Raw genomic sequence first — 17,576 nt, 5'->3', positions numbered from 1 at the left:
CCCGGTCACATAGACATCTATGCTCCCGGAGATTCTCACGCTTGCCGCCTTCCCGCAGCTCGAACTATTTAGAATATACCCGGTCCGGTCGGTGGTGCCCGAAAGCGTTGAGAGAGATGGGGATTCCTTTCACAAAAACGACTGAGTTGCAGTACGGATTCTCCATGAAATGCCCCTCATGCCCTACAATCTGTCAACAGAATGGGGAAACGTCAATACAGCCAACCTGGTTTTACATCCGGTGTGAGAATTGGCGGGCAAAGATTAAAAAAAGTGCAAAGCGCTATTTCCAGCAGAGAAATTTATGCTAGCGGCCAATAGACAGAATAAACGCCTTAATATTTTCCAGCAGCCAGTGATAAGCAATTATGGTAAATGGTAAAAATTTCTTGCGATGTGACCAATATGTGAGCGATAAATAGCGTGAACGTTAAAACGCACAGCGGAAAATGCTGAAGTTATCCATAAGCTTCGCGAAAAAAGATCGGAGTATATATAAAAAAATACAATGGAAGATGTCACAAAATAGGGAATTGGCGCCAGGAAATGAGGGTGGAGGCGTTTTCTTACACTCTTAGCAAGCTGCGTATTTTCCCGGAGGCGATGCTGGCGCATCTGTCCGGGCTACACGGCCCGCAGACGGCGGTGAACCCGTAGCCCGGGCAAGGCGCTTTGCGCCGCCCCCGGGAGCGGTGTGCGGTGCGGCTGGATTTCCCGGAGGCGATGCTGGCGCATCTGCCCGGGCAAGGCGCTTTGCGCCGCCCCCGGGAGCGGTGTGCGGTGCGGCTGGATTTCCCGGAGGCGATGCTGCGCATCTGTCCGGGCTACCGGCCCGCAGACAACGCTGACCCCGTAGCCCGGGCAAGGTGCTTTGCGCCGCCCCCGGGAGCGGTGTGCAGTACGGCTGGATTTCCCAAAACGATGCTGCATATCAGTAAGGACGACAAAAACAAAAAAGCCTGCTCATTGAGCAGGCTTTTCGAATTTGGTCGGTGATAGAGGATTCGAACCTCCGACCCCTTCGTCCCGAACGAAGTGCGCTACCAGGCTGCGCCAATCACCGAATGCGGGCGCATCTTACTGCTGCGATACACACCCGTCAATGCCTTATTATGAAAAAGTCGCTCAAGCGGCGAGAAACTCGCCACTCTGCTACTCCTTCTTCGCCGCAGCGTCAGGAACGTGGCACCAGTTGTTATATTGGTTAATCCCGCCGTCCGGCGAAGTATAGCCAAGACAGCCCATAATAGTGTCATACAGCTCTACGTGACGACGCGGTACCTTCATGGCCGCCTGCTGCTTCAGGTGCGCAAAAGAAGCTGCGTGGTCGGGCGACGCCAGATACTTATCCGACATCCACACCAGCATCGGCACGCGGAACTGCTCCGGCGGCGCCATCTTGCGCGGCGTACCGTGCAGGTGTTCGCGCTCGTTGATAGACTCGCCGTGGTCGGCCGCATAGAAAACAATCGCCTTCTTGTCCCGCAGCTGATCCAGCACGCTGACGATAAAGTGATCGACGTAGGTCACGCTGTTATCGTACGAGTTAATCAGCTCAGCCTTCGAGCATTTATTATCGACGCCGACGCACTCCGGCTTCCACTGCGCAAAGCTGCGCGGATAGCGCTGGGTATAGTTAAAGTGCGATCCTTTGGTATGCAGAATAATCAGGTGCTTACCATTGGGATTCTTCGCCAGACCGCGCTTCATCTCATCCACCAGCAGCATATCGTCAACGCTCTTGCCGCGGTTACTCGGCTCAGCGCCAATCTGCTCGCGATAGGCGATATTGTTCGCCATCGTGTTGCTGTAGAACCACATCTCGCTCTGCATGGCGTACAGGTTGCCGGTAAAGCCGAGCTGGTGCAGGACGGCAAAGACGTTCTGTTCTTTCAGCGTCCGCTGCGGGTTATCATCCGCCCCGCCCTGACGAACGAACATACAGCGCAGCGACAGCTTAGTAGCGGTATCGCAGGAGTATCCGCGGAAAGCGACCAGGTTTTTCTCCTGCGCCAGCTTAGGCGTGGTATTGCGGCTATAGCCCAGGATGCCCATATGGTCCCAGCGGGTGGTTTCGCCGATGATAAACACCACGTAAGTATCATCCAGCCCTTGCGGCTCAACGTAGGTGAATTTTTTCGCCGGATTGATCAGGGATTTATTATCGGAAGACTCGTCCACCTGCGCCCACGCGTAAAGCCCCAGCGCTGATAGCCAGTTAGACGGCAGATAGGAGTTAGCCACCACCCCGCCATAGCTTGGCAGATCGACTTCGGAACTGCGCTCAAAGTTCTTCTGACGAACCTCCAGCAAGCGAATAGGCCCCCAGACCATCAGGCCAGCCAGCAGCACGATAGTAATATTCTTCATCCGCTGGCCGGGCGTACGAATTTGACGCAGCAGGGTGAAGCGACAGCGGTTGCTCCAGATAAGCACCAGCGGCAGCGCACTCATCAGCACCAGCCAGAGAATCAGGTGCCAGCCGATAACCTCTCTGGACAAGTCGATGTCAGTGGTCATCACCGAGGCAATAATCCCGTAGCCGATCACCACATTCAGGAAGGTCATGTAATAGCTGGCGGCGGCGGAGAAGAGTACGACGATGGTCGCGAGAATACGCCAGACCCGGCGGCCAAACAGCGACAAAATACGCAGCAGAAAGAAGGTGACCAGAAAGGTCCCTATCAGCTCAACTGCACCTGAGAGTCCTTTCCAGATGGTAAACTCCTGAGCGTACCCCTCGAAGCGGCGGAAGAATACGGCGGCGTTCATAAACCAGCCGATGTACAGCGCCAGCCAGATACTGAGCTTCAGCTGCGTCATCGTTTTAATGTATTTCATGCAAAAAACCTGGAAAACGAAGAGATAAAACCGCCCGACTTAAGCGATATAAGTAAGCAGGTTAATAAAGTGCGTTTAGCTTGGTTATAAGAAACCTCTACAAAGCGCGATAAGTAGACCACAGCGGAAGGAAAAAGTATCAGGAGGGAATGTGATCCAACCAAACATTTACAAAACATTTGGTTGGATTGGCACTATTAGCTTAGGGAATTAATCATCGGGGCCGGGATAACACCCGGTTTCAGGCGTGAGCCTGGTGGTAAATTTCACTTTTCGGCTGGCGAATCGTTGTCGAAAGCGCCAGAGAGAGAATCAGCAGCGCAAAGATGACGCAGAAGGTCACGTAGAAACCGCCGAACAGGGAAGCAATCAGCGAACCGCAGATGCTGCCGATACCAAAGCCGAGATAAATCACGCCGTAGTTTTTCGCCAGATTATTGAGGCCAAAGAACTCGCTGACCAGCGACGGGAAGACGGTAATCGTACCGCCGAAGTTAAAGGCCACGCAGGCGATAGCGGCGAAGAACGTCATGGCGTTCAGCGGAGCGAACAGCAGCGCCGCCATACCGATAAGCGAGACAACCTGTCCGATGGTAATCACCCGGATGCGGGACATTTTATCGGACAGAATGCCCAGAACCAGGCGCCCGCTCAGGTTAGCGATAGAGATCACCGTCACCGCGTTGGCGGCCGTCGCAACATCGAGGTGCACCATCCCCTGGGCGATGTCTTTCGCCACGCCAATCACGTACAGGCCGCTCATGCAGGCGGTCAGGAACATCACCGCCAGCATCCAGTACTGAGGTTTACGCATCGATTCGGCGAGGGTGAAGTCATTTTCGACGACGCCGTTGTTGGCGGTAGCGGTGTGGTTCGGGGCGTCTGTCATCAGCGTCGCGCCAAAAACGATCATCACCAGCACAATAGCGCCCCAGATAATAAAGGTTTTTTCCAGGCCGACCGTCGCCAGCAGATGGGAGTCAATAAATTTAAAACCCAGGCTGCCAAGCCCGTAAGCACCGATGGAAAAAGCCGAAATCAGTCCCTTACGTTCCGGGAACCATTTGACGCAGTTCGACAGCGTCAGCAAATAGCCAGCACCGTCGGCCAGCCCCACCAGCAGACCCGCGCTCAGCCACAGCATCATCAGGCTGTTTGAATGCGCGGTAAGGAAGAATCCGAGGCCCAGCAGGACGCCGGAAGCCATGGTGACGCGTTTAACGCCGAAACGTTCCTGTAATTTACCTGCCACGGATGAAGAGAGCGCCAGGCCGAGGCTTAACAGGCCGAATGAAAACGCCACCTGGCTTACCGGTTCGTCCAGCTTGGCGGAAAGCGAACTATTGAACAAACTCCATGTATAAACCGATCCCAGCGCAAATTGCGTAATGATAGTGCCGAGCAGCGTAAGCCAGCGGGTGTATTGACGGTTTGCAGCGTTCATAGCAGTTGTCCTGAATAATTAACTGCCGCCACCATAACGAAGTCCCCTGTAAGTCTGGGGAAAAAAGGCATGAGCTGCCGCTACCGCGGAATGAAATGCATTAAAGGCGGAATGAATGGCATTGCAAAACATTCACGCCTTAACGATTTATCGAAAAGTTAGTGACCGCTACCGCTGGAATATGCGTCATTACTGTAATGATAAAGTAAATTAAACGTATCAACTATGCTACATATTTAGCCTGAATAACTCGAGTGGCAGCATGCCGCAGCCCCATCCGGGTGAGGCTCAGGGATGAGCCGAATCACAAGCGCCGCCAGCGTATCCGCAATAAATTAAAAATTGGCGCTCACGCCCATTAAATAGAGATAGTTTGCCCCGGTGGGTAAATTGTCCGCCTGGGACAGCGCCGCCCAGGCGGCAAGATGAGAGTTGAGCGACATATCTGCGCCCAGCGTCACGTCCCGCCAGGCTCCGTCCTGAGCGCGGTTCGCCCCGCCGAAATCCGTCGTCAACTCCTGGTTATAGCTCACCTGAGCCCACGGATGTACGCCCCATAGCTTCTGATAATCAACCCGCCAGCCCAGCGTATTCACATAGCCGGTTCCGGCCGCATTGCGGGTAAGCGGCGGCGACGTCAGATCGGAATGTAAACTGGCGACCGGGCCGGACGTCACCCCCTCGGTCAGAGAGAAATTCCAGCCGACGCTCATACCGCGTGCGCTATCCACCGGAGAGACCGCCTGATTAAACGCCAGTCCGGAAGGATCGTCGGACGCATTTATCCGCTCCGCGAGAATATCTTCATAGCGCGGTTGGTGATCGCTGTCCCATGTATAGCGTTCCGCAGTATTACTTTTTGTATCGATAGCGATATATTCCTGTTGCCAGGCATTCGCCCCGGCAACACACGACGCCCAGACGGATACGCACGCCGGGACCAGGAATACCCGGAGGCCATTGCATTTCTTTATTATCATTAATGCGACTCCAAAAAGAGCCGAAACGGCAAGGTTGCTGTGTTTTTTTTATGGGTGTCCTATCCCTGCTTGGGGAATAATAACCCTGTATTAACTATTATCTTTATCTTTCAGCCGTCAAGTTGAACGACTGAGTTTTTATCACAAAAGGGAGAGACAGATGCAACGTTGCGGATGGGTCAGTCAGGATCCTTTATACATTGAGTACCACGATAAGGAGTGGGGCGTTGCTGAAAAGAATCCCCGCAAGCTGTTTGAGATGATTTGTCTCGAAGGCCAGCAGGCCGGACTGTCGTGGATCACCGTGCTGAAAAAGCGTGAAAACTACCGCCGCGCTTTTCACCAGTTTGATCCGGTTCGCGTCGCGGCAATGGACGAAGAAGACATTGAACGTCTGGTTCTCGACGCCGGTATTATTCGCCATCGCGGTAAAATTCAGGCCATCATCGGCAACGCCCGCGCCTTCCTGGCGATGGAAAAAAATGGCGAACCTTTCGCAGATTTCGTCTGGTCATTCGTCGATAATCACCCCCAGGTGACGGCCGCCGCCACGCTGGCGGAGATCCCGACAACCACCCCGGCTTCTGACGCATTGTCGAAAGCGCTGAAAAAACGGGGCTTTAAGTTTGTCGGCTCCACTATCTGCTACTCCTTTATGCAGGCCTGCGGTCTGGTCAACGACCACGTCATCGACTGTTTCTGTCGCTCAGGAGGCCAGGATGATTCGTAACTGGGACGCTAACGAAACCGGCCCGCTGCTCGAGCTGTGGCTTGAGAGTACGATCCACGCGCATCCGTTTATCGCCGAAAGCTACTGGCATGACAGCCTGGCGATAGTGCGCGACGTTTACCTGCCCTCCGCGCAAACCTGGGTATGGGAGCAGGACGGCGTGCTGAAGGGTTTTATCAGCGTGATGGATTCCCGCTTCATCGGCGCGCTGTTCGTCGCGCCGGATGCCGCCAGGCAGGGTATCGGCAGCGCGCTGATCGGCGAAGTCAAAAAACACTACGGTTGGCTAACCCTTGAGGTATACCAGAAAAACGTTCAGGCGGTGAATTTCTACCATGCGCAGGGCTTCCGCATTGAAGACTGCGCATGGCAGGATGAAACCCAGCATCCGACCTGGATTATGCATTGGTCGGCGGATCAAATGCCGTCAGCGTAAGCTCGGGCCCGGTATACTTTTCCAGCCAGGCCAGCGCCGTATTTCCGGCGCAGCCGTTACCCAGCCGCGATGTCGGAATATCTTTGGTCAGCACGTTCACCGCACCGTTTTTGCAGATCCCCGCCTGAGGGTCGAGATCGGGCCATGCTCCTTCGTGCAAGCAGATAACCCCGGGACGAATGCCGTCGGTCACTACCGCGCCGGCCAGCACCTGGCCGCGTGAATTCCATACCCGCACCAGATCGCCATCGGCGATATTGCGCGCCTGCGCATCGCGCGGATGAAGGGTTAACGGTTCACGACCCGCCACCGCGTACTGTTCGCGCAGCGGCGTATGGTTGAGCTGGCTGTGGAGGCGGTGCGCCGGATGCGCTGACAGCACCTGGAGCTGGCCTTCCTGCGCATTGCCGTGCCATTCGTCCGGCTCCAGCCACATAGGGTGCGGCGGGCAATCCGGATAAGCAAACCCGGCGATGGTCGGCGAGTGAATTTCAATTTTACCGCTGGCGGTTTTCAGCGGATTCGCCTGCGGATCGGCCCTGAAGGCGGCAAAGCGGGCGAAGCGCGCGTTTTCAGGGTTCTCCGGCATTTCAATCAGCTGATTATCCTGCCAGAACTGGGCGAACGGCGGCAGCGTAACCTGCTGCACCGCCCCGCGCTGGGCGGCAATCTGGTAAAACGTCTCCAGCCACTGCAGATCGTTTTTACCCTCGGTGAAGCGCTCCCGCCCGCCCGCTTCCCAGCGTTCGCTGAGGTCGGCGAAGACCTCGAAATCATCGCGCGCTTCATCGCGCGGCGCGACCACCCGCTTCATCGGCACCAGATGCTGGTTGCTGTAGTCGCCGGTCATGGTCATATCGTTGCGTTCAAATGAGGTCGTCGCGGGCAGCACGATATCGGCATGGCGCGCCGCGGCGGTCCAGAAGCATTCGGAAATGACGATAAGCTCCGGTTTTTGCCAGGCGCGGATCAGCCGGTTGGTATCCTGATGGTGGGTAAAGTTGGCGCCGCCCGCCCACCAGATAAAGCGGATATCCGGGAAGCGGCGTTCCATACCGTTATGTTGATAAGACGCTCCGGGGTTTTCCAGCGCTTCAACGATACGCGCGACCGGGATTTTTTCCACTGCATCGGTCCCGCCCGCCACGCTGCCCTGCATTGAGGCCAGCACCGCCGCGCGGCGCGTAGGGTTGCCGCCGTTGGCAAAGTGATAGGAAAGGCCAAAGCCCCCGCCCTGGGTGCCTATCTGGCCGAGCATGGCGGCAAGGGTCACCAGCATCCAGTGTTTTTGTTCGCCAAACTGCTGGCGCTGCATTCCCCAGCCGGACATCAACATGGTGGTGTTTTCGTGGAAAAGTTGTGCCAGTTCGCGAATTTTCTACGCGCTAATGCCGCAGATCGCCGCCGCCCATTCCGCCGTTTTTGCCGTTCCGTCGCTCTCCCCGGTCAGATAGCGGGCGAAAACGTCATAGCCGCTGGTGCAGCGGGCCAAAAACGCGTCATCCTGCCAGCCGTTTTCCACCAGCGTATGGGCGATACCGAGCATCAGCGCCACGTCGGTGCCCATATGCGGGGCGATCCACTCCGCCGCGTCGCCAAAGAATTCCGCCGTTTCCGATCGCATGGGATCGATGCAGATCACCCGCTTCCCGCTCTGACGCAGACGATCGAACCACGGGATGCCCTGCTCATCGGAAGCGTTCCAGGCAATTTTTAGCGTATTTAATGGGTTAGCGCTCCACAGCACCACGACATCGCTATGTTCCAACACCATTGGCCAGCTGGTCTGCTGCTGATAAACCTCATTACCGCCAACCACGTATGGCATGATCGCCTGGGCCGCGCCGGTGGAATAATCGCCCAGATGCCCGGTATAGCCGCCCGCCAGGCTCATATAGCGCTGGAGCAGCGTCGCCGCTTTGTGCAGCACGCCATTTGAGCGCCAGCCGTAGGAGCCCGCAAAAATCGACGCCGGGCCGTAGCTTTCGCGAATGCGCCGGTGCTGGGCGTGAATCAGATCCAGCGCCTGCTCCCAGCTCACCCGCACAAACTCATCCTGCCCGCGCACGCCTTGTGGGCTTTCTGGCGAGGCGAGAAATCCCTTACGCACCATCGGATAACGTACGCGGGTTTTGCTATGCACCTGATCGCGCACTGCGGTTTGCAGCGAGTTGGGGAAAGGGGTATCAAGCGCCCCGCGCGAAGAGATGACGTTCTCGCCATCGGTTTCGACCAGCATTGGCCCCCAATGGGCTGCGGTCAGGACAGTTTTGGTAGCAGATGAGGTTGGCAATGCGGGCTCCTGGTCAGCGATAGCAGGTATGGTGACGGCACGTTATTCAGCCGTTCAATGTTATTTACAAATTGAGATGCTCTCTGCGGAATTTTCTCCGGTTTCGGGCGTCATAATCAACCGTCACGGTCGCTGTGGCAAAGAATAAAAAGGATTAAGGAAATAAGATGAAAAAACGCGTACTCATGATTGCGGCTGTCGTTAGCGGCGCACTGGCCATTTCTGGCTGTACCACCAATCCCTATACCGGGGAGCGCGAAGCGGGTAAATCCGGGATCGGCGCGGGCATTGGTTCGTTAGTCGGCGCAGGCGTTGGGGCGCTCTCCTCTTCCAAACATGACCGCGGCAAAGGCGCGCTGATCGGCGCAGCGGCCGGCGCGGCGCTGGGCGGCGGCATCGGTTACTATATGGACGTGCAGGAAGCGAAGCTGCGCGAGAAAATGCAGGGAACCGGCGTAAGCGTGACGCGAAACGGCGACAATATCGTGCTGAACATGCCGAACAATGTGACCTTCGACAGCAGCAGCGCCAACCTGAAACCCGCGGGCGCCAATACCCTCACCGGCGTGGCGATGGTGCTGAAAGAGTATGAGAAAACCGCCGTTAACGTAGTGGGTTATACCGACAGCACCGGCAGCCAGGATCTGAACATGCGCCTCTCTCAGCAGCGCGCGGAGAGCGTCGCCAGCGCGCTTATTACCCAGGGCGTGGCGGCTAATCGCATCCGCACAACCGGTATGGGTCCGGCGAACCCGATCGCCAGCAACAGCACGGCGGAAGGCAAAGCGCAGAACCGCCGCGTTGAAATTACCCTCAGCCCGCTGCAGTAATGCCCTCTTTGCCCGGCGACTCGCCGGGCAAAATGCTTGATATAGCGAATTTTCGCGCTAAGGTGTGTGCAGATTTCAGCAAAGGAAGCCACCATGGCGAAAGCGGCGCGAGCAACCATTAGCGATGTGGCGAAAGCCGCAAAGACCGGCAAAACCAGCATTTCACGCTATCTGAACGGCGAGAAGCATCTGCTTTCCGACGATCTGCTGGGGCGCATTGAAAAAGCCATTGCCGAGCTCGATTATCGTCCCAGCCTGATGGCCCGCGGCCTGAAGCATGGCCGCACCCGGCTGATCGGCCTGATCATCGCCGATATCACCAACCCCTACTCCGTCAACGTGCTCAGCGGCATTGAAGCCGCCTGTCGCGAAAAAGGATTTACCCTGCTGGTATGTAATACCAACAATGAGCTGGACCAGGAGCTGCACTATCTCGACCTGCTGCGCAGCTATCAGGTGGAGGGGATCGTGGTCAACGCGGTCGGGATGCGCGAGGACGGCCTCAACCGCCTGCAGCAGTCGGCGCTGCCGATGGTGCTTATCGACCGCAAAATTCCGGAATTCGCCTGCGATGTCGTCGGCCTCGATAATACCCAGGCCGCCACCACCGCCACCGAACACCTGGTGGAAAAGGGCTTCGAAGCCCTGCTGTTCCTTAGCGAACCCCTCGGCTCGGTCAATACCCGCCGCGAGCGCCTGAGCGCGTTTCGCCAGACCCTCCTGCGCCATACCGGTATTGTCGCGGAAAACGCCGAAGTACCGTTGAACGATGGCGCGATGCTGGATAACGTCCTGCGTCACTTCCACTCCCACCATCGCGGCATGCGCAAGGCGGTGATTTCCGCCAACGGCGCGCTGACCCTGCAAGTGGCACGCTCCCTTAAACGCGTTGGCCTGATTTGGGGCAGCGATATCGGCCTGCTGGGCTTCGATGAACTGGAGTGGGCCGAGCTGGCGGGCGTGGGGATCACCACGCTCAAACAGCCGACCTGGCAGATTGGCTTCGCCGCCGTCGAGCAGGTGGTGCGTCGGATTGAAGGCAGCAACGACCCGGTCTGCGAACGGGTTTTTTCCGGCGAGCTGATCGTCAGAGGCTCCACCTCCCGCTAACGATCCTTCGTGATGGCGATCATAAATTAGACATCCTGGCCTTTGCTTTGGAACCGATACCATCTAGCGTAATAAACAACGCATCAGATTATCGTCGGGAGTATTGGGATGGCCAGAAAGATTATTGTCGTTACCGCCGCGTACGGGAATGACCATGTTAAAGCGCTGGGCGGGCAGTCCGCCGTCCTGCCGTTTATCGCCGGCTCCGGCGCCGACGGCGTAGAGATCCGCCGGGAACTGTTCAGCGCGGATGAGCTGAACCACCTGCCGGAACTGGCCGCCGATATTGAGCGCCGCGGCCTGCTGGTTTGCTATTCCGCACCGGAAGCCCTGTTTACCGCAGACGGCTCGCTCAACCCGCGCCTCGCCGACTTTTTGCAGGAAGCGCAAACCCTTAACGCGCTGTGGCTGAAGCTCTCGCTGGGCCGCTTTACCCACCAAAACGATCTGGACACCCTGCGCGATATCCTGCGCGAGAGCGGCATGGCGCTGGTGGTGGAAAACGATCAAACCGACTGCGGCCAGCTGGCGCCGATGCAGCGCTTCAAGGCCGCCTGTCGGGTTAACCAGCTGCCGATCACCCTCACCTTTGATATGGGCAACTGGCTGTGGGTTGGCGACTCGCCGGAAGAGGCCGCGCGCCACCTGGCGCCTGCCGTCAGCTATATTCATGTAAAGGCGGCTGAGCCGCACCATTCGCAGTTTCGCGCCGTACCGCCGGATGAAGCGTCCGGGCGCTGGCTGGCGCTGCTCGACAATCTGCCCGCAGACGCCCCGCGCGGGATCGAATTTCCGCTGACTGGCCATGACCTGACGGCCGTGACCCGCCGCTACGTCAACCTGTTACGCGAGGATTAAGTTATGCAAAAAGCGTTAGATGTCATCACGATAGGCGAAGCCATGGCGATGTTTGTCGCCACCGAAACCGGCGAACTGGCTGAAGTAGAACATTTTATGAAGCGCGTGGCGGGCGCGGAAGTGAACGTCGCGACCGGGCTGGCCCGCCTCGGCTTAAGCGTCGGCTGGGTAAGCCGCGTCGGCGCGGACAGCTTTGGCCGCTTCGTCCTCACCGCGCTGGCGAAAGAGGGGATTGACGCCCGCGGCGTGAGCACCGATGGCCGCTACGCTACCGGCTTTCAGCTGAAATCTAAAGTTGAAAATGGAACCGATCCCATCGTGGAATATTTTCGCAAAGGCTCTGCCGCCAGCCATCTGTCGCCGGATGATTTTAACGAATCATACTTCGCCAGCGCCCGTCACCTGCACTTAAGCGGCGTGGCCGCCGCGCTGTCGGAAAGCTCATACGCCCTGCTGGACCGCGCGGCGCGCACCATGAAAGCGCAGGGAAAAACGATTTCGTTCGACCCCAACCTGCGGCCCACGCTGTGGAAAAGCGAAGCCGAGATGGTCGAGAAGCTTAACCGCCTTGCGTTTCAGGCCGACTGGGTTCTGCCGGGGTTGAAAGAAGGCATGATTCTGACCGGCCAGCAAACGCCGGAAGCCATTGCGGACTTTTATCTCAGCCACGGCGTTCGCGCGGTCATCATAAAAACCGGCTCCGACGGCGCCTGGTATAAAACCGCCGATGGCGAACAGGGGGCCGTTGCGGCGATAAAAGTGGATAACGTCGTCGATACCGTTGGCGCCGGCGATGGCTTTGCCGTCGGGGTGATTAGCGCCCTGCTGGAAGGAAAACCGCTGCCGCAGGCGGTGAAACGCGGAAACAAAATCGGCTCACTGGCCATTCAGGTCCAGGGCGATAGCGAAGGCTTACCCACGCGTGAGGCGCTGGGCGAGTAAGCAGATTCAGCACAACGTCAGGCCGTTCTGTACCCTACATGCAGCGCGGCGTAACGGATCTTTTCTATGATGAGCGTCACCTCACTCACAGAGGCAAACCTATGAATAGTTCGACGAATGCAACAAAACGCTGGTGGTACATCATGCCTATCGTGTTTATCACGTATAGCCTGGCATATCTCGACCGCGCTAACTTCAGCTTCGCTTCGGCGGCCGGTATTACTGAAGATCTGGGGATCACCAAAGGTATCTCCTCCCTGCTGGGGGCGCTGTTCTTCCTCGGCTACTTCTTCTTTCAGATCCCCGGCGCGATTTACGCCGAACGCCGCAGCGTACGCAAACTCATTTTTATCTGCCTGATCCTGTGGGGCGCCTGCGCCTCGCTGACCGGGATGGTGCACAATATTCCCGCGCTGGCGGCGATTCGCTTTATTCTCGGCGTCGTCGAGGCCGCGGTCATGCCGGCGATGCTGATTTACATCAGCAACTGGTTTACTAAATCTGAACGCTCTCGCGCCAATACCTTCCTGATCCTCGGCAACCCGGTGACGGTGCTGTGGATGTCGGTGGTGTCCGGTTACCTGATTCAGGCCTTCGGCTGGCGGGAAATGTTTATTATCGAAGGCGTTCCGGCGGTGATTTGGGCCTTCTGCTGGTGGGTGCTGGTAAAAGACAAACCTTCGCAGGTCAACTGGCTGGCGGAAAGCGAAAAAGCCGCGTTGCAGGAGCAGCTGGAGCGTGAACAGCAGGGAATCAAACCGGTGCGCAACTACGGCGAAGCCTTCCGCTCGCGCAACGTTGTCCTGCTGTGCATGCAGTATTTCGCCTGGAGCATCGGGGTTTACGGTTTCGTTCTGTGGCTGCCGTCAATTATCCGCAGCGGCGGCGAGAATATGGGCATGGTCGAGGTCGGCTGGCTCTCATCCGTCCCCTATCTGGCGGCGACCATCGCGATGATCGTGGTCTCCTGGGCCTCCGATAAAATGCAGAACCGCAAGCTGTTTGTCTGGCCGCTGCTGCTGATTGCCGCCTTCGCCTTTATTGGTTCCTGGGCCGTTGGCGCCAACCATTTCTGGGTCTCTTATACCCTGCTGGTGATTGCCGGCGCGGCGATGTACGCCCCCTACGGACCGTTCTTCGCCATCATTCCTGAGATGCTGCCGCGCAACGTCGCCGGAGGCGCCATGGCCCTGATTAACAGCATGGGCGCGCTGGGTTCGTTCTTCGGCTCATGGTTTGTCGGTTACCTGAACGGCACCACCGGCAGCCCCGCAGCCTCGTACATTTTCATGGGAGTGGCGCTTTTCGTCTCGGTATGGCTTACTTTGATTGTTAAGCCTGCTAATAATCAAAAACTTCCGCTCGGCGCACGTCACGCCTGAAACCTTAACGCAACGGAGAACCGCATGAAGCCGTCAGTCATTCTCTACAAAACGCTTCCCGACGACCTGCAACAGCGTCTGGAACAACACTTTACCGTCACCCAGGTGAAAAACCTGCGTCCGGAGACCGTTTCACAGCACGCCGACGCGTTCGCTGAAGCGGTAGGTCTGCTGGGTTCCAGCGAAAAAGTCGATACCGCGTTACTGGAGAAAATGCCCAAGCTTCGTGCGACCTCGACCATCTCCGTCGGCTATGACAACTTCGACGTCGATGCGCTGAATGCACGTAAAGTGCTGCTGATGCACACCCCGACGGTACTGACCGAGACCGTCGCCGATACCGTGATGGCGCTGGTATTGAGCACCGCGCGTCGGGTGGTTGAGGTGGCTAACCGCGTGAAGGCCGGCGAGTGGACCAAAAGCATCGGTCCGGACTGGTTTGGCAACGATGTGCACCATAAAACCCTCGGTATCGTCGGTATGGGGCGTATCGGGATGGCGCTTGCCCAGCGCGCCCACGCGGGCTTTGGTATGCCGATCCTCTACAACGCCCGCCGCCAGCACCCTCAGGCAGAGGAGCGCTTTAACGCCCGCTACTGCGATCTCGATACCCTGCTGGAGGAAGCGGATTTTGTCTGCCTGATCCTGCCGCTGACCGACGAGACTCATCATCTGTTCGGCAAAGCGCAGTTTGCCAAAATGAAGCCCTCCGCCATCTTTATTAACGCCGGGCGCGGCCCGGTGGTGGATGAGAAAGCGCTGATTGCCGCACTGCAGGAAGGTGAAATTCATGCCGCCGGCCTCGACGTTTTCGAACAAGAGCCGCTGGCGAAAGACTCCCCGCTGCTGAATATGCCGAACGTGGTCGCCGTGCCGCATATTGGCTCGGCCACGCATGAAACCCGCTATAACATGGCGGCCTGCGCGGTGGATAATCTGATTGATGCCCTGAACGGCAACGTTGAGAAGAACTGCGTGAATCCGCAGGTGAAGTGAGAAGTGAAAAAAGAAAACCCGGGCTAAGGTGAAGCCTTGCCCGGGCTGTCAGAGCCGTTAACGCGTCGCGTTAACTGCCGCGGTCCACGCCTGATTAAAGGCCTGGTGCTGAGCGGCCAGCGGCCCAATCAGCGTATTGTACTGGCTGGCCTGCTGCGAAGTCGGGAACTGAATACCGTTCGCCACGAAGCTGACCTGGGTTTCTTGCTGAGCGATAAAATCACCCACCTGCACCAGCTGTTGGGTAAATACCTGCGCTGCCGGAATTAACGGCTGTAGCGCATTCGCCGGCGCCGTCACGACTTTGTTATAGACCTGGTCGAAGACCGGCTTGAGATCGTCGCCCTGTTTCAGCGCGCCGTGGGCGGCATCCGCCTGTATTTTTGCGTTCTCCAGCTGCTGGCTCAGTACGCCCAAAGCGCCGTTTGCCTGACGCAGCGGCTCGCGCTGGGTAACATAATCCTGCGGTACGCGGATCGCGTTCACGCTATCAACCACCGGACGTAAACCCGCATCCATCGCCTGGCTTACCTGCTGTGAATAGCCGTAAATCACCGCGTAATCGGAAACGAAAGGCCCGAACTGTTTTTTCTGATCGGCGGTCAGCGTCGGCAGACGTTCGCCGCTACGCATTGCCGTATTTTGCAGGAAGTCGATAAACGCTTTGCGCTGATCGCCTTCTTTATCAAAACACCCACTCAGGCTAACCACCATTAACAGGGCCGCAATAGCCGCAAACCAGCGAGAGCAGGACTTTCCTGTCGCCATTTTTTTACTCCTTTCAGCCAAAAAAAGCGCAAACAGACACACACGTGCCAGACGCTGACAAGGATAGTCCAGGTCGGCCTTGCAGGATACCTTTTCCTGACAATCTTCCTCCCTGAAAGCCGGTTTTTTAGCGTTTTAGCGGCCAGTCGCGTCGGCTGTTAAGTTCATCACAATTACCGCTATCATCCGGTATTCGGCTGAAACGCTTAACAAATTGATTTTATTATTATTAATCTGTTCTCTCTTCTGCACCGGGCGCAAAGTGGACGATAATCGCACGCTTCCCTTTTCCCCTGCATTGCCTGAACCGCCGTTCGATGATTTTATTAAATGAGCGATTAACGGCTTTTTGTTCGATAATCGCACAAACAACATCAACGACCGCGAGGGAGATAACAATAATCTATCTCTGTCCCCCGCTCTGCCTGCCAGGAATGCCGCATGAAGAAAACAACCATCGATATTCAGGCTTTTATCAATGAACATCCCTTCACGAAATACCAGTGGATGATTCTGGCCTTATGTTTTATCACCGTCGCGATGGACGGATTCGATACCGCGATAATCGGCTTTATCGCCTCTGACCTGGTGCAGGAATGGGGCGTCGAAAAATCGGCGTTAGGCCCGGTCATGAGCGCCGCCTTAGTCGGGCTCGCGGTCGGTGCGCTGACCGCCGGACCGCTCGCCGACCGCGTTGGGCGGAAAAAAGTTCTGATTATGTCCATCGTGGTTTTCGGTGGCTTCAGCCTGCTGACCGCCTTTGCTACCAGCCTTAACCAGCTGACGCTGCTGCGTTTTCTTACCGGCCTTGGGCTGGGCGCCGCCATGCCGAACGCCGCGACGCTGATGAGCGAATACGCCCCAGAGCGGCGTAGGGCGCTGATGGTTAACCTGATGTTCGTCGGCTTTCCGATGGGCTCCTCGCTGGGTGGCTTCCTCTCCGCCTGGATGATCCCCCATTACGGCTGGCAAAGCGTGCTGGTGCTTGGCGGCGTGATGCCGCTGCTGCTGGCGGTAGTGCTGATCTTTCTTCTGCCGGAATCCGCGCGCTATATGGTGGTCAAACGCCAGCCTGCCCAGCGTATCGCCGCGATCCTGCGCCGCATCGCGCCTGTTCCCGAGCAGGCGGAATTTGAACTACGCGAAGCGGGCCAGGTAAAGGAGAAATCGTCCATCGGCGTGATTTTCTCACCGCGCTACGCCGTCGGCACCGTCATGCTGTGCCTGACCTACTTTATGGGCCTGCTGATCTTCTATTTGCTGACCAGCTGGCTGCCGCTGCTCATCCGCGAAACCGGCGCGACGATGAGCCAGGCCTCTATTATCACCGCGCTGTTCCCGCTGGGTGGCGGGATTGGCGTGCTTATCCTCGGCGCGCTGATGGATAAGCTCAACCCAAACAAAGTGGTTGCCGTGGGCTGGCTGCTGACCGGCGTGTTCGTTTGTCTGGTTGGTTTCTCGACCCATAACCTGCTGCTGATGGGGATAATGGTATTTATCGCCGGCAGCATTATGAACGGCGCGCAATCATCAATGCCTGCGCTGGCCGCCGGTTTCTATCCCACCCAGGGACGCGCGACCGGCGTGGCCTGGATGTTAGGGATTGGCCGCTTTGGCGGCATTCTCGGCGCCTTTAGCGGCGCGTTCCTGATGCAGGCCCAGCTCTCTTTCGAAACAATTTTCTCCTTGCTGGCAATCCCGGCCTTCCTGTCGGCCACCGCGCTGCTGGTCAAATATAAGCTTGGCCAACGGCAACCTCCGGCGGCCCAGGGTGAAGTGGAGAAGCTCCAGAAGGCGTAATACACCGGCCAGCGGGCGCGCGCTGGCCTTTTCCGCTTTTCTTCTTATCTGTTTACAATAATTTGCTTATCGGCTCTCTCTATTACTTTTCAGCATGTTATATAGCCCGACGCGGCGCGAAAGAACCTCGGGTGATAAATAATTACCAGGGTAAGCATTCCTGGCC

The 17,576-nt window shown here is 57.2% G+C and carries 13 protein-coding genes, 1 tRNA gene and 1 pseudogene; 9 read left to right on the top strand and 6 right to left on the bottom strand.

Annotated features, from left to right (window positions below; genetic code table 11):
- Positions 1–986: 986 nt before the first annotated feature.
- From ACESQ2_RS03745 to ACESQ2_RS03730, 4 genes are all read right to left on the bottom strand, one after another.
- Positions 987–1,063, bottom strand: a tRNA-Pro gene (locus ACESQ2_RS03745).
- Between the two features lie 89 nt (positions 1,064–1,152).
- Complete coding sequence (eptB, locus tag ACESQ2_RS03740) at positions 1,153–2,841, bottom strand: kdo(2)-lipid A phosphoethanolamine 7''-transferase (protein ID WP_032751647.1); 1,689 nt, start codon at positions 2,839–2,841, stop codon at positions 1,153–1,155.
- 241 nt (positions 2,842–3,082) lie between these two features.
- Entirely contained in the window at positions 3,083–4,285 is a 1,203-nt protein-coding gene (locus tag ACESQ2_RS03735) for an MFS transporter (RefSeq protein WP_014227191.1), read from the bottom strand.
- A gap of 335 nt (positions 4,286–4,620) precedes the next feature.
- Positions 4,621–5,265, bottom strand: a complete 645-nt coding sequence (locus tag ACESQ2_RS03730; protein ID WP_373170164.1) for an autotransporter outer membrane beta-barrel domain-containing protein — start codon at positions 5,263–5,265, stop codon at positions 4,621–4,623.
- 160 nt (positions 5,266–5,425) lie between these two features.
- On the opposite strand from ACESQ2_RS03730, the gene tag reads away from it, so the two are divergent.
- A complete protein-coding gene (gene tag, locus ACESQ2_RS03725) occupies positions 5,426–5,995 on the top strand; it encodes a DNA-3-methyladenine glycosylase I (protein ID WP_025106795.1) in 570 nt (189 codons plus the stop codon).
- Positions 5,985–6,431, top strand: a complete 447-nt coding sequence (locus tag ACESQ2_RS03720; protein WP_025106794.1) for an N-acetyltransferase — start codon at positions 5,985–5,987, stop codon at positions 6,429–6,431. Before tag ends, ACESQ2_RS03720 begins: the two co-directional genes overlap by 11 nt.
- On the opposite strand, the pseudogene ACESQ2_RS03715 reads toward ACESQ2_RS03720, so the two are convergent.
- Positions 6,394–8,724 (bottom strand): annotated as a pseudogene (locus ACESQ2_RS03715) (molybdopterin guanine dinucleotide-containing S/N-oxide reductase). The gene ACESQ2_RS03720 and the pseudogene ACESQ2_RS03715 sit on opposite strands and share 38 nt — an antisense overlap.
- A 167-nt stretch (positions 8,725–8,891) precedes the next feature.
- On the opposite strand from ACESQ2_RS03715, the gene ACESQ2_RS03710 reads away from it, so the two are divergent.
- The 6 genes from ACESQ2_RS03710 to ghrB all read left to right on the top strand — a co-directional run bounded on the left by ACESQ2_RS03710 (position 8,892) and on the right by ghrB (position 14,842).
- Complete coding sequence (locus tag ACESQ2_RS03710) at positions 8,892–9,554, top strand: OmpA family lipoprotein (protein ID WP_004855336.1); 663 nt, start codon at positions 8,892–8,894, stop codon at positions 9,552–9,554.
- Positions 9,555–9,647: 93 nt separating this feature from the next.
- On the top strand, positions 9,648–10,664 hold the full coding sequence (locus tag ACESQ2_RS03705; RefSeq protein WP_004855337.1) for a LacI family DNA-binding transcriptional regulator: 1,017 nt from the start codon (positions 9,648–9,650) through the stop codon (positions 10,662–10,664).
- 108 nt (positions 10,665–10,772) lie between these two features.
- Positions 10,773–11,522, top strand: a complete 750-nt coding sequence (locus tag ACESQ2_RS03700) for a sugar phosphate isomerase/epimerase (RefSeq protein ID WP_038423829.1) — start codon at positions 10,773–10,775, stop codon at positions 11,520–11,522.
- A gap of 3 nt (positions 11,523–11,525) precedes the next feature.
- Positions 11,526–12,464, top strand: a complete 939-nt coding sequence (locus ACESQ2_RS03695) for a sugar kinase (protein ID WP_373170163.1) — start codon at positions 11,526–11,528, stop codon at positions 12,462–12,464.
- Positions 12,465–12,565: 101 nt separating this feature from the next.
- On the top strand, positions 12,566–13,846 hold the full coding sequence (locus ACESQ2_RS03690) for an MFS transporter (RefSeq protein ID WP_004855346.1): 1,281 nt from the start codon (positions 12,566–12,568) through the stop codon (positions 13,844–13,846).
- A gap of 24 nt (positions 13,847–13,870) precedes the next feature.
- Positions 13,871–14,842, top strand: a complete 972-nt coding sequence (ghrB, locus tag ACESQ2_RS03685; RefSeq protein ID WP_009652700.1) for a glyoxylate/hydroxypyruvate reductase GhrB — start codon at positions 13,871–13,873, stop codon at positions 14,840–14,842.
- Positions 14,843–14,899: 57 nt separating this feature from the next.
- Here ghrB and ACESQ2_RS03680 read toward each other — a convergent pair whose 3' ends face one another.
- The gene (locus ACESQ2_RS03680; protein ID WP_004126443.1) at positions 14,900–15,610 is read right to left on the bottom strand and encodes a DUF3053 domain-containing protein; all 711 of its coding nucleotides are present in this window, start codon (positions 15,608–15,610) and stop codon (positions 14,900–14,902) included.
- 441 nt (positions 15,611–16,051) lie between these two features.
- On the opposite strand from ACESQ2_RS03680, the gene ACESQ2_RS03675 reads away from it, so the two are divergent.
- Positions 16,052–17,410 (top strand): MFS transporter, encoded by a 1,359-nt coding sequence (locus ACESQ2_RS03675; RefSeq protein ID WP_004855352.1) that lies wholly within the window; start codon positions 16,052–16,054, stop codon positions 17,408–17,410.
- Positions 17,411–17,576: the final 166 nt, after the last annotated feature.

The organism is Klebsiella sp. Q11 (assembly GCF_964241505.1).
Taxonomy (GTDB): Bacteria; Pseudomonadota; Gammaproteobacteria; order Enterobacterales; family Enterobacteriaceae; genus Klebsiella; species Klebsiella michiganensis.
This window is presented reverse-complemented; position numbering and strand designations above follow the sequence as displayed.